This window comes from Brachymonas denitrificans (genome assembly GCF_907163135.1).
Lineage (GTDB): Bacteria > Pseudomonadota > Gammaproteobacteria > Burkholderiales > Burkholderiaceae_C > Brachymonas > Brachymonas denitrificans_A.
This window is the reverse complement of the sequence record NZ_CAJQUA010000001.1, coordinates 254,376-266,999: the sequence shown is the minus strand read 5'-3', so window position 1 is coordinate 266,999 and position 12,624 is coordinate 254,376. Positions and strand designations below refer to the sequence as shown.

The following is a 12,624-nucleotide window of genomic DNA, read 5'->3' as shown; positions in this document are numbered from 1 at the left end:
CTTGCCTCCTTTTCTCCTCGTCAATCCAGCTTGCGCACCAGGCGCAGGGCATTGAGCACCACCAGCAGCGAGCTGGTGGCCATTCCCAGACCGGCCAGCCAGGCCGGCACCAAGCCCATCACGGCCAGCGGAATGCCGATCACGTTGTAGAGCGCGGCCCAGAGCAGGTTCTCGCGCACCACGCGCATGGTGCTGCGGGCCAGGCTGAAGCTGTCGGCAACGGCACGCAGGCTGCTGCCCAGAATCACGAAGTCGGATTGCGCCTGCGCCAGCGGCACGGCCTTGCCGAGCGCGAACGAGACGTGGGCGCCAGCCAGCACCGGGCCATCGTTGATGCCGTCGCCCACCATGGCGACGTGATGGCCGCGCTGCTGCTCGGCGCGCAGGAAGGAGAGCTTGTCGGAGGCGGTGCAGCCGCCCTGCGCCTGCTCCAGCCCCAGCTGGTCGGCGATGCGCTGCACGGCGTGCGGGCGGTCGCCCGAGAGCACCTGCAGGCGCAGGCCGGCGCCGCGCAGGGCATCGATGGCCTCCTGCGCATCGGCACGCAAATCTTCGCGCAGCACGAAGGTGGCCAGCCAGCCCTGCCCGTCGCTGAGGTTGGCGTGCAGGGTATCGGGCGGCAGCTCCGCCAGGGTGTGTGCGGCAACGCCACAGAACAGGTCGGAGCCCAGGCGCATGGTCTGCCCTGCGGCCGGATCGGCGCCGGAAGCAGCCACCTGCCCTTCCATGCCCTTGCCGGGGAGTTCGCTCACATGGGTGGCGATCCATTCCTGCTGCAGCAACGCTTCCCCCTCCAGGCCGGCGGCCTCGACCAGCGCGCGCGAGACCGGATGCAGGGAATGGCGCGCCAGCGAGGCGGCCTGCAGCAACACCAGCTGCGCATCGGCACCTTCACGTACCAGCACGCGCTCGAGCGCAATGGTGTCTGCCGTCAGGGTGCCGGTCTTGTCGAATACCACGGTATCGATCTGCGAGAGCATTTCCAGCGCCTGCAGCCGGCGCACCAGCACGCCGCGGCGCGCCAGCCCGCCGGCAGCCGCCAGCATTGCTGCGGGCGTGGCCAGCGACAGCGCGCACGGGCAGGTCACGATCAGCACCGCCACGGCAATCATCACCGCATGGGCAGGATCCTCGCGCCACCACCAGGCAGCCGCCAGGCCGGCGGCGAGCAGCACGATGATCAGGAAAGGCTTGGCGAAACGGTCGGCGAACTGGGCCAGACGCGGCTTGTCGACCGAGGCGTTCTCCATCATCTCGACGATCTGGGCATAGCGCGTGTTGGCGCCCAGCTTGTCGATGCGCATCTCGACCGGCGACTGGATGTTGTGGCTGCCGGCAATCACCTGGGCACCGGTTTCGCGTGCCAGCGGGCGCGACTCGCCCGTCAGCAGGGCCTCGTCCACCATGGTGCGGCCATCGACCACCGTGCCATCGCCTGGAAAGGATTCACCGGGCAGCACGCGCACCAGGTCACCCACCTTGAGGCGGCGCAGCGTGACGCGCTCGAACACGCCCTTCTTGTTGCGGCGCTCCACGCTGTCGGGCAGGCGGTTCATCAGCGCCTCGAGCGCACCGGCGGTGCGGTCGCGCATGCGCCATTCCAGCCAGCGTCCGGTCAGCAGGAAGAACACGAACATGGTGAGCGAGTCGAAATAGACTTCGTTGCCGAACATGCCGTCGGGCTCGAAGGTGCCCAGGGTGCTGACGATGAAGGTGATCAGCATGCCCAGGGCCACCGGCATGTCCATGCTGATGCGGCGGTGGCGGATGTCGTTCAGGGCATTGCGGAAGAATGGCCGGCAGGAGAACAGCACCACCAGCACGGACAGGATCCAGGAACCCCAGCGCAGCAGATGGCGCGCCTCGGGCGCGATGTCGTTGCTGACGTATTCCGGCCATGCATACATCATGACCTGCATCATCACCACGCCGGCAACGCCCCACTGCCAGACGGTCTGGCGTGCCTCCTGGCGGCGGCGCTGGCTGGCGAAGGCATCGTTGGCGGGCACGGCGCGGTAGCCGGTACCCTGCAGCGCCTGCATCCACTGCGAGGGCTTGACCTGTTCGGGCAGCCAGGTGACGCGGGCACGGTGGCTGCCGGGGCTGACCTGCACGTCTTTCACGCCAGGCACGGCCTTGAGCGCGTCTTCTACCGTGAGCGCGCAGGCGGCGCAGTGCATGCCTTCGATGGCGACGCTGGATTCCCATGCGTCGGCCTGATTGGCACAGCGGCGGCTGAACACGCCCCACTCATCGGGGTCGTCGAGCAGCTCGATCTGTGAGGCTGAAGCAGGCAGTGCAACGGTAGACATAATCCTCTGCCACCCCTGCCCTGCTGCAATGCCGCCGGAACCAGGGATGGTGTACAACTTTCAAATGCAGCGCCATTGTACGAAGCTGTGCCAGCCTCGTGTGCAGATTTACACATTACCCCGGTCGCGCATTCAAGTGTGTGCTTTCCGGTGCACGGTGCCCTGGCCCAGGCAAGGCCGGCTACCGATGCCGGCGCCCTCTCAGAATCGGGCGGGACGCTTTTCCAGGAAGGCGCCGATGCCCTCGCGGTGTTCCTCGCTGTCGGCATAGTCGTAGGCGGTGCTGCACTGGCGCAGCAGCATGTCCTCCTGCGCCTGCAGCCATTCGCGCATCATCTGCTTGTGCAGGCGCGCCGCCGAAGGGGACAGCTGCAGGATGCGGGCGACGGTCTGCTGGACGTCCTGGCGCAATTCGGCCGGATTTTCCACCACACGCGTGAGATAGCCGTGCGTGACCATGTCGGGTGCCTGATAGACCGCCGCCTCCAGCAGCATGGAGCGGGCCAGCGTGGGGCCGAGCACGCCGGCTACCAGCGCGGCCTCGCGCGGCGCCATCGGAAAGCCCAGCTTGGCGATAGGCGCGCCGTAGCGGCTCTGGCGCGTGGCCACGCGGATGTCGCAGCAACTGGCAATCTCGACGCCGGCCCCCATGCAGTTGCCCTCGATGGCGGCAATCACCGGGGCATCGCAGGCCAGCACGGCCGACAGACCGCCCCAGACCTGCTCCTCATGGAAGTGGCGCAGGCTGTCCGTCTCGAAACGGAAATCGCTGTATTCGGAAATATCACCGCCGGAGCAGAAGTGCCCTTCGGCGCCCTGCACCACCACACAGCGCAGCGGATCGGCGGCATGAGCCTCGCGCTGCAACTGGATGAAGACCTGCTGCAACTGCTCCCACATGCCACGCGACATGGCGTTGAACTTGCCCGCATGGCGCAGGGTGACGGAGGCGTGACGGGCGCCCGGGGTTTCGTCAATCAGGCACAGAACCTCGGCCATGGCTTTACTCTTGCTTTATTGTTCTTGAATCTCAACGGGTGGCGGGCGCCCGGCTGTAGCGCTGTTGCGACCAGGCCCACAACGCGATGCCGCCCAGAATCATCGGAATGCACAGCCACTGCCCCATGCTCAGGCCCAGGCCCAGCAGGCCGAGGAAATCGTCCGGCTCACGGAAGTACTCGGCGATGAAGCGGAACACGCCATAGCCCAGCAGGAACATGGCAGCCACCTGCCCCGGCTTGCGCTCCTTGCGTGCGTAGAACCAGAGCAGCACGAACAGCAGCAGGCCTTCCAGGAGGAACTGGTAGATCTGCGAGGGATGGCGCGGCAGCATGGTGCCACTGTGGGGGAACACCATGGCCCAAGGCAGCGTGGGATCGGCCAGGCGGCCCCAGAGCTCGCCATTGATGAAGTTGCCGACGCGGCCCGCGGCCAGGCCGGTAGGCACGCAGGGCGCCACGAAATCCGCCACCTGCAGCCAGGGCTTTTGGCGCGAGCGGGCGAACCAGGTCATGGAGGCAATCACGCCCAGCAGGCCGCCATGGAAACTCATGCCGCCCTGCCAGACCTTGAAGATCTCCAGCGGGTTGGCCAGGTAGTACTCGGGCTTGTAGAACAGGCAGTAGCCCAGGCGCCCACCGATGATGACGCCCATCACGCCGAGGAACAGGATGTCTTCGACGTCCTTGCGGCTCCAGGCGCCGGCGCCCTGCACGCTGGCAAAGGGCTGGTGGCGCAGGCGGCGCATGCCCAGCAGCAGGAACAGGCCGAAGGCGGCCAGGTAGGTCAGCCCGTACCAGTGCACGGCGAAAGGCCCGATCTGCACGGCGACGGGATCAATATGGGGGTACATGAGCATGGCGTGTATGGTAGCAGTTGCCTATGGCGTTTCGCCGGGCGCATACAAAAGGAAACCCCGCCGCAGCGGGGTACCGGTTAGCGGGCGCGAGGCTTATTCCGCCTTCACGTCCACTCGGCGATCCTCGGCCAGGCTGCCGCTCTGGCCATCGGTCTGCACCGGCTTGCGCAGCTCGATCTTGCCCTCGGGCACGCCCTGCTCCATCAGGTAGGCCTTGACGGCCTTGGCGCGGTTCTTGGACAGTTCCTCGTTCTTCGCCTTGTTGCCGCGCGGGTCGTTGTAGCCGCTCACCACCAGGGTCTTGCCTTCCTTGCCCAAGGCGACGATGTCGGCAGATACGGCATCGGCCGCCATCTTGTCCACGTCGGTCTTGCCGGTGGCGAAGTAGAACGAGAGCACCTCGTTCTCGTACTTCACGGCACTGGCATCGGCGGCCAGATCGCTGGCCACGGCGCTGGCGGCAGCAGCGGCAGTCGCAGCAGCGGAAGCAGTCATGTCAGGCGCAGGGGCCATCGCGGTACCGGACGCTGCCGGCATGGCTGGCTCGGAAGCCATCGGCACCACCACGGCCGGTTCGGAGGCCGGCACCGAGGCCGGTTCGACCGGGACCACCACTACCGACTCGGCGCTGGCACCACTGGCCGGAACCGCGGTTTCGGCCGGCTTCTGGCCGCAGAACTTGAGCAGCAGCAGCGCAGCCAGGGCCGCAAGAGCCAGCCACAGCCACTTCATCCAGCCACCGCTGGCGGGGGCCGGCGTGACGGCACGGGCAGGCGGAGGGGTGACCGGGGCGGCAGCGGGGCGCGCCTCGACCGCCGCCGGAGCCGTGGCAACAGCACCCAGGCCGAGCGCGGTGGCCAGTTCGGAACCCAGCACGCGATCCAGCAGGCTGCGCTGGCCGGACAGCAGGCTGACGAACTGCGGCTGAGTGAGCTTGCTCGATTGCACCTGCGAGCGCAGCACGCCGAGCAGCATCGGCAGCGCCGCGGCCATCAGGGTGCCGGTATTGTCCGTGGACATGCCGGTGCGGCCCGCCAGCAGATTGGTCAGGCCCGCACTGTCGCCGAACAGCAGGGAGAGCCACTGGCGACCCTTGTCGATCAGCGACGGCTCGACCTGGGTCAGACTCGAATCGACTTGCGGACCCGTGACCAGATTGAACAGCTGGGTCATGCGGCTGGCATCGCCCGTCTGGCCGGACAGCTTGCCCAGCAGTGCCGGCAGGATCAGTGCCACCGCCTTGGAAGCCATGCTGGGCGACTCGCCCAGCTGGCTGCTTGCGAAATTGCTTAACGCGCCACCCACCTGCTCCTGCAGCAGCGCCGACAGATCAATAGACATGGTGCCTCCCTCGAGGGTTGGTTTTCAGGCCGGTCCGCCGGGCGGAACGGTGCGAGCCCCACCCCTGCAGGAATGCGGCTCGGGCCAGTTTAACCATGCACCATGACAGTTATTGACACAAATTTGTATGAAAAAGATAAATAGTTAACGGCAGTTGGCCACTTATCGCAGCAGCGGCGCCGCCTGCATGGAGCGCATGGCGCCTTCGCCCACGGCCGCGCCAAAGCGCTTGGCCAGCTTCTCGGCCACGTTTTCGCGCTGTGTGTAATCCACCAGGCGCTCCTGCTTGACGATTTCACGCGCCACGTAGTCGGTACCGCCGAGCTTGTCGGCCAGGCCCATCTGGATCGCCTGCTGGCCCGTCCACACCAGGCCGCTGAACATTTCGGGCGTTTCCTTCAGGCGCGTGCCGCGACCATTGCGCACCACCTGGATGAACTGCTGGTGGATCTGGTCGAGCATGGTCTGCGCGTGCGCGCGCTGGGTTTCGCTCATGGGGCTGAAGGGGTCCATGAAGCCCTTGTTGCTGCCGGCTGCGATCAGGCGGCGCTCCACGCCGAGCTTTTCCATGGTGCCGGTAAAGCCGAAGCCGTCCATCAGCACGCCCACGCTGCCGATCAGGCTGGCCTTGTCCACGAAGATCTGGTCGGCCGCCACGGCGATGTAGTAGGCACCGGAGGCACAGCTGTCGCCCACCACCGCATACAGCGGCTTCTTGTAGTGCGCCTTCATGCGGATCAGTTCGTCATTGATGATGCCGGCCTGCACCGGACTGCCGCCGCCAGAGTTGATGGACAGCACCACGGCCCGGGAGCCCGCATCCTCGAAGGCACGCTTGACGGCAGGCACGATGTTGGCGGCGCTGCTGTCCGCTCCGTCGGCAATGTCGCCGCGGATCTCGATCACGGCGGTATGCGGCGAGGTCATTTTGGCGGCATCCGGCGCGCCACGCTGGAAGAACATCCAGGCCAGCACGGCAAAGAACAGCAGCCAGGCCATACGCACAAAGGTCTTCCAGCGCCGGTTCGCCTGCTGCTCGCGGATGGAGGCCATGGCCACCTTTTCCAGCATGGCACGCTCCCAGTCCGGCTTGCGCGGGGTTGCGGGGATGAGGTCGTCAGAGGTATCGGGCATGATGCAGGGTCAGTAGGTTCGCTGCCGCAGGGCAGCGGCTCGCCAGGAAAGCCCTGATTGTAGAAGCTGCCGGGGCCGGCTCCTGCGGATCAGCCTTCTCCATCAGGGGCTTCAGGTGCAACAGTGTGTGCATCGGGCAACCACCAGACCTGCCCCTCCTGTTCCAGCAGGGCAATGCGCACCAGGCCGCCATTGCACGGGCCGCCCAGGCATTCGCCCGATTGCGGATGGAAAATGGCACCGTGGCTGGCGCAGATCAGCCATTCGCCGGAGGCATCGAACACACGGTTGGGCATCCAGTCGAGCTCCATGGCGACGTGGGTGCACCGGTTGAGAAAGGCGGCCACCTGCCCCTCGTGGCGCACGGCAAAGGCGCGACACGGCGCTCCGCGGTGCAGCACGTCGAACGGTACGGCCAGCGCGCCATCCACCAGTGCAGCGGACGGACACAGGGCAATGGCGTTGACAGACCGGGACATAAGCGAAGCCCCCGTGCGTCAGGCACGCGGAGGGGCGTGGACCTCGTTCTGCAGCCAGCGCCCCAGGTCCCGCACCGAATGCGCCATGTACAGCGGCGACCACTGCTGCAGGCCGGCCACGCTGTGCGCCCCGTAGCTCACGGCCACGCAGGCGCAGCCGGCATTGTGCGCCAGTTCCAGATCGTGCGAGGTGTCGCCGATCATCAGCGTGTGCTCGGGCTTCACTTCCAGCTCGTCCATCAGCTCGTACAGCATGAGCGGATGGGGCTTGCCTGCCGTCTGGTCGGCCGTGCGCGTGGCATCGAACATGTCGGACAGCGCCACGACGGAGAGCGCATCATCCAGCCCGCGCCTGCTCTTGCCGGTGGCCACGGCCAGCAGATGGCCCCGGCTGCGCAGGTCTGCCAGCACGCCTTCGATGCCTTCGAACAGGGTGATGTCAGTCATGTGCTGCAGGTAGTGGTGGCGGTAGCGGTCGCTCAGGGCGCGGTACTGCGAGGGTGGCACGTCGGGCGCCACTTTGGCCAGCGCATCCTGCAGGCCGAGCCCGATCACGTAGCGCGCCTGCTCGCGCGTGGGGCGTTCGCCACCCACATCCACCACCGCCTGTTGCAGGGCCATGGTGATGCTGGCGGTGGAGTCGTACAGGGTGCCGTCCCAATCAAAGCAAATCAGGTCGAATCGGTGCGCCATGGCGTGAATTTCCGGATAAATCTGTGGCGATCAGGGCGACAGCCCCGACCTTCTGCCGCCATTGTCGTCGATTGGCGGGCTAGGCCACGGGGTTGCCGACGAACTGCTGCAGCGCCGGCTCCAGCGGCTGCTCCAGCGCCACCGTCTCGCCGGTGGAGGGATGGGTGAAGCGCAAGCGCCAGGCATGCAGGAACATGCGCTTGAGGCCGGCCTTTTCCAGTGCCTTGTTGCGCGCAAAGTCGCCATATTTCTCGTCACCGGCAATCGGATGGCCACTGGATGCCAGGTGCACGCGGATCTGGTGCGTGCGGCCGGTCTTGATGGTGACTTCCAGCAGCGTCATGTCGCCCAGCGGATGCGGCACGCGCTGCGCCACCTTGACCAGGGTGACGGCCTTCATGCCTTCCGGATCGTCCTTGGTGGTGGTGCGCACGCGGCGTTCGCCCTCGGCATTGCCGGCAGCCGGCAGCAGGAATTTGCGCAGCGGCGTGTCGATTACCTTCCTGTTGGCCGGCCAGTCACCCAGCACCAGCGCCAGATAGGTCTTGCCGGTTTCGCGCTGGCGGAACTGGTCCTGCAGCGTAGTCAAGGCCGAGCGCTTCTTGGCAATCAGCAGAATGCCGCTGGTTTCGCGGTCCAGCCGGTGGACCAGTTCCAGAAAGCGCGCCTGTGGCCGGGCACGGCGCAACTGCTCGATCACGCCGAAACTCACGCCGCTGCCGCCATGCACGGCCACGCCGGCGGGCTTGTTGACGGCGATCAGCCAGTCATCCTCGAGCAGGGCCGGGAATTCGCGCGCCGGGGTGGCGGCCTGCGCCTGGCCATCCTGCGTGCGCTCGGGCAGGCGCACCGGAGGCACGCGCACCACATCGCCCGGCTGCACGCGGCTGTCGGCGCTGGCACGCCCCTTGTTCACACGCACCTCGCCGCTGCGGATGATGCGGTAGACATAGGTCTTGGGCACCCCCTTGAGCTGGCGGATCAGGAAATTGTCCAGGCGCTGGCCGGCGGATTCCTCGTCCACCTCCAGATATTTCACGGCCTTTGCCGCGCCCCCCTGTGAAAGCGCGGCTTTCGACCCTATAATGTTTTTCACTGTGTAGTTGGTTAATTGCAACTGCTTGATTTGAATAAGTTTAAGGCACAAGCAAGGCGTCCGCTGCCCCGCTGCACAGAAAGTCCATGCCACTGGCCCCGTTCCGCAGGCAAACCGGCCGGCCCCAAGCGCCCCCGGTGGCCCCCGACGGCTCCAGTCAAGGCTGACGCTCGAAACCCCGAATATGGAATACATGACTGCCTGAATGGTGCGCTGTTTGTTGCCACTCAGGCAGATGGATCGAATGCAAGTGCAAGGTGTCTTTCTGGCTCTGCTGATGCTGACTGCCGGCCTGTCCGTCAAGCTGCCCCGTGGGCAGCGACGCGGCCGCGGCAGCCTGCTGCCTGCTCGCACCTCCCCCTCCCTCCCTGTTCCCGGCACCCGGCCGCTGCATGTGGCAGCGCTGCGTGCCGATAGTGGCTGGCTGCCTGCTGTTGCGGCGCCAGCGGGACGGCGGCCTCTTGCTGCATTCTTCCGCGCGCCCTTTGCCCTCCAGTCCGCCCTTCCGGCGGTCTGATCCGGCAGTTTCCGGCAATTCCCTTCGTTTCAGCGTCCGCTCAGGCATTCCTGGGCTGTGTCCGCGCCTGTGCGCGGCCGGCCCGCAGTGTCAACAGAGTCAATGAACCCGTGCGGGTTCAGGAAGGAAACGCATCATGAAACGGATGCTGATCAACGGTACCCAGACCGAAGAACGCCGCCTGGCGATTGTCGACGGCCAGAAGCTGCTCGACTACGAGATCGAGATCGAAGGCCGCGAACAACGCAAGGGCAACATCTACAAGGCCGTCGTCACGCGCGTCGAGCCTTCGCTCGAGGCCTGCTTCGTCGACTACGGCGAAGAGCGCCACGGCTTCCTGCCGTTCAAGGAAATCTCCCGCCAGTACTTCGCCGAAGGCGTGCCGGTCAGCCAGGCCCGCATCAACGACGTGATCAAGGAAGGCCAGGAACTGCTGGTCCAGGTCGAGAAGGAAGAGCGCGGCAACAAGGGCGCGGCCCTGACCACCTTCATCTCGCTGGCCGGCCGCTACGTGGTGCTGATGCCCAACAACCCGCGCGGCGGTGGCGTGAGCCGCCGTATCGAGGGCGAGGACCGCGCCGAGCTGAAGGAGGCGATGGACCAGCTCGACTACCCGAAGGGCATGAGCATCATCGCCCGCACGGCCGGCATCGGCCGCTCCGCGCCCGAACTGCAGTGGGACCTGAACTACCTGCTCAAGCTGTGGGATGCCATCGACGGCGCCGCCCAGGCCGGCAAGGGCGCCTTCCTGATCTACCAGGAATCCAATCTGGTGGTGCGCGCCCTGCGCGACTACTTCAGCCCGGAGATCGGCGACATCCTGATCGATGCCGACGACATCTACGAGCAGGCCAGCCAGTTCATGAACCACGTGATGCCGGAGCATGCCGGCAAGGTCAAGCGCTACCGCGATGACGCACCGCTGTTCAGCCGATTCCAGATCGAGCACCAGATCGAATCGGCCTACGCCCGCATCGTGACGCTGCCCAGCGGCGGCGCCATCGTGATCGACCACACCGAAGCACTGGTCTCCATCGACGTCAACTCGGCGCGTGCCATCAAGGGCAGCGACATCGAGGAAACCGCCACCCGCACCAACCTGGAAGCCGCCGACGAAGTGGCGCGCCAGATGCGCCTGCGCGACCTGGGCGGCCTGATCGTGATCGACTTCATCGACATGGACGAGCAGAAGAACCGTCGCGAGGTGGAAAACCGCCTGCGCGAAGCGCTGCGCCAGGACCGTGCGCGCGTGCAGTTCGGCACCATCAGCAAGTTCGGCCTGATGGAAATGAGCCGCCAGCGCCTGCGCCCGGCGCTGAGCGAAGGCGCGTCCATCCCCTGCCCGCGCTGCGGCGGCTCCGGCCACGTGCGCGACACCGAATCCAGCGCGCTGCAGATCCTGCGCATCATCCAGGAAGAGGCAATGAAGGACAGCACGGCCGCCGTGCATGCCCAGGTGCCAGTCGAAGTGGCTTCCTTCCTGCTGAACGAGAAGCGCCCCGAGATTGCCAAGATCGAGCTCAAGCAACGCGTGCACGTGATGCTGGTGCCGAACAAGAGCCTGGAAACCCCGCACTACAAGCTCGAGCGCCTCAAGCACGACGACGCCCGCCTGGACAACATGGACGCCAGCTACACGCTGGCCGAGGAAGTCGAGGATCCGACCGCCGTCACGCGCCGCTCGCAGGAGCCGACGAATCGCCAGACGCCGGTGCTCAAGGGCGTGCTGCCCGATGGTCCGGCGCCGGTGGCACCGCCCAAGCCCGAAGTGGTGGAACCGGTTGCAGCCCCTGCGGCCGCGGCACCGGCCCAGCCGGCGGCCGAGCCCGCGACCGGCCTGGCCGCCCTGTGGCTGAAGATCAAGCGCTGGTTCGGCTTTGCCGAAGAGCCGGCTGCCGAGCCCGTGGCCCCGGTTGCTCCGGCACCCGAGCCCGCAGCTCCGGCACGGGATGACAACCGCCGTGGCGGCAGCCGTGGCGCGCGTGGCGGCAGCCGCAATGGCAACCGCAGCGGCGGTGAGCGTGGGGAACGCTCCGAGCGCTCGGGCGAGCGTGGCAGCCGCGGCGAGAAATCCGGCGATGGTCGCAGCGGCGAGCAACGCCGCAACCGTGGCGAAGGTCGCCCTGCTTCCGAAGGCCGCGGCAGCGAATCCCGCAGCACCGAGCAGCGCAACGACAACCGCAGCGAGCAGCGCGAAGGCAGCAGCGAAGCCGGCACCGACAACCGCCAGGACGGCCGCGGCAACCGCCAGCGCCGTGAACGCAGCGGTGAGCGTGGCGAGCGCAGCGGCGAGCGCCGTGCACCGCGCCAGACAGCCCTGCCGACCGAACTGGGCGGCGAGGAAAGCAGCGCAAGCGAAGTGGCACTGGTCGCAGCGGCAGCCAGTGCCGTGAGCGGCGCTGCCATGGCGGCCGACAGCGCTGCCGACTCCGTGAACGACACCAACGGAGCCCAGGCGCCTGCAGCCGGTGAAGGCGAAGTGAGGGAGCGCCGCGAACGCCGTTCGCGCGACCGCTATGGCCGTGACCGTCGCCGCGGCGGCGATCGTTCCGGCCAGAATGGCGAAAACAACGAGCTGGCCAGCGCCGAAAACGGTGTTCTGTCTGACTCGGAGACTCCCGCCGCCGACACCAGCCCGCGCAGCTACTTCGCTGCCAATGCCAATGCCCCGGTTCCGGGTCTGGCCGCAGGCCTTGCAGAAGACGCCCAGGCTACTGATGCTCCAGCGCTTGATGCCGCAGCCTTGCCGGCACCGGCTGTGCTGGACGCCCTCCCCGCTCCTGCTGCGGTCGATGCGCCGGCTGCGCCCGCCGAAACGGGTGCACCGGCTGCCGAGAGCACGGCAGTAGCCGCCGAAGCGGTCGCTGTACCGGCTCCGCAGGAGGCTGTAGCAGCCACCGGCATGCCCAAGGTGCAGGCATTCACGCTGCCCGAAGCCGAGCTGCACCGCATTGCAACCGACGCCGGCCTGCAGTGGGTGGGCTCCGATGCCGACAAGGTAGCCGCTGTGCAGGCTGCCATCGCCGCCGAGCCCAAGCCGATCCACGTGCCGCGCGAGCGTCCGCCGCTGGTGGTGCTGGACGAAGGCCCGCTGATTCTGGTGGAAACGCGCCGCGATCTGGCCGGCATGGTGCTGCCGTTCGAGGCCGAAGCCAGCCAGCAGACTGCGAGCGATACGCAGGCCTGATCAGGGC

At 66.9% G+C, this 12,624-nt stretch carries 9 protein-coding genes; 1 reads left to right on the top strand and 8 read right to left on the bottom strand.

The window, feature by feature from the left end; translation table 11 throughout:
- Positions 1 to 20: 20 nt before the first annotated feature.
- From KKQ75_RS01205 to KKQ75_RS01170, 8 genes are all read right to left on the bottom strand, one after another.
- Positions 21 to 2,312, bottom strand: coding sequence for a heavy metal translocating P-type ATPase (locus KKQ75_RS01205; RefSeq protein ID WP_213359143.1), 2,292 nt, complete (start codon positions 2,310 to 2,312; stop codon positions 21 to 23).
- A 201-nt stretch (positions 2,313 to 2,513) separates the two neighbouring features.
- A complete protein-coding gene (locus KKQ75_RS01200) occupies positions 2,514 to 3,311 on the bottom strand; it encodes an enoyl-CoA hydratase/isomerase family protein (RefSeq protein ID WP_213359133.1) in 798 nt (265 codons plus the stop codon).
- 31 nt (positions 3,312 to 3,342) lie between these two features.
- Positions 3,343 to 4,170: a prolipoprotein diacylglyceryl transferase gene (gene lgt, locus KKQ75_RS01195; RefSeq protein ID WP_213359131.1), complete on the bottom strand. Its 828-nt coding sequence runs from the start codon at positions 4,168 to 4,170 to the stop codon at positions 3,343 to 3,345.
- Positions 4,171 to 4,263: 93 nt separating this feature from the next.
- Positions 4,264 to 5,511, bottom strand: a complete 1,248-nt coding sequence (locus KKQ75_RS01190; protein WP_213359129.1) for an OmpA family protein — start codon at positions 5,509 to 5,511, stop codon at positions 4,264 to 4,266.
- A 162-nt stretch (positions 5,512 to 5,673) separates the two neighbouring features.
- Positions 5,674 to 6,645 (bottom strand): S49 family peptidase, encoded by a 972-nt coding sequence (locus KKQ75_RS01185; protein ID WP_213359127.1) that lies wholly within the window; start codon positions 6,643 to 6,645, stop codon positions 5,674 to 5,676.
- An 89-nt stretch (positions 6,646 to 6,734) separates the two neighbouring features.
- Complete coding sequence (locus tag KKQ75_RS01180) at positions 6,735 to 7,124, bottom strand: Rieske (2Fe-2S) protein (protein ID WP_213359123.1); 390 nt, start codon at positions 7,122 to 7,124, stop codon at positions 6,735 to 6,737.
- Positions 7,125 to 7,142: 18 nt separating this feature from the next.
- Complete coding sequence (locus KKQ75_RS01175) at positions 7,143 to 7,817, bottom strand: HAD family hydrolase (protein ID WP_213359120.1); 675 nt, start codon at positions 7,815 to 7,817, stop codon at positions 7,143 to 7,145.
- 79 nt (positions 7,818 to 7,896) lie between these two features.
- Positions 7,897 to 8,913, bottom strand: coding sequence for an RluA family pseudouridine synthase (locus tag KKQ75_RS01170; protein WP_250130960.1), 1,017 nt, complete (start codon positions 8,911 to 8,913; stop codon positions 7,897 to 7,899).
- Between the two features lie 653 nt (positions 8,914 to 9,566).
- Here KKQ75_RS01170 and KKQ75_RS01165 point away from each other — a divergent pair.
- Positions 9,567 to 12,617 carry an Rne/Rng family ribonuclease gene (locus tag KKQ75_RS01165; RefSeq protein WP_213359109.1) on the top strand — a complete coding sequence of 1,017 codons (3,051 nt, stop codon included), beginning with the start codon at positions 9,567 to 9,569 and terminating at the stop codon, positions 12,615 to 12,617.
- Positions 12,618 to 12,624 lie beyond the last annotated feature (7 nt).

Coding starts and splice junctions, on each gene's coding strand:
- KKQ75_RS01205 (WP_213359143.1), bottom strand. CDS start 2,312: ATGTCTACCGTTGCACTGCCTGCTTCAGCCTCACAGATCGAGCTGCTC.
- KKQ75_RS01200 (WP_213359133.1), bottom strand. CDS start 3,311: ATGGCCGAGGTTCTGTGCCTGATTGACGAAACCCCGGGCGCCCGTCAC.
- lgt (WP_213359131.1), bottom strand. CDS start 4,170: ATGCTCATGTACCCCCATATTGATCCCGTCGCCGTGCAGATCGGGCCT.
- KKQ75_RS01190 (WP_213359129.1), bottom strand. CDS start 5,511: ATGTCTATTGATCTGTCGGCGCTGCTGCAGGAGCAGGTGGGTGGCGCG.
- KKQ75_RS01185 (WP_213359127.1), bottom strand. CDS start 6,645: ATGCCCGATACCTCTGACGACCTCATCCCCGCAACCCCGCGCAAGCCG.
- KKQ75_RS01180 (WP_213359123.1), bottom strand. CDS start 7,124: ATGTCCCGGTCTGTCAACGCCATTGCCCTGTGTCCGTCCGCTGCACTG.
- KKQ75_RS01175 (WP_213359120.1), bottom strand. CDS start 7,817: ATGGCGCACCGATTCGACCTGATTTGCTTTGATTGGGACGGCACCCTG.
- KKQ75_RS01165 (WP_213359109.1), top strand. CDS start 9,567: ATGAAACGGATGCTGATCAACGGTACCCAGACCGAAGAACGCCGCCTG.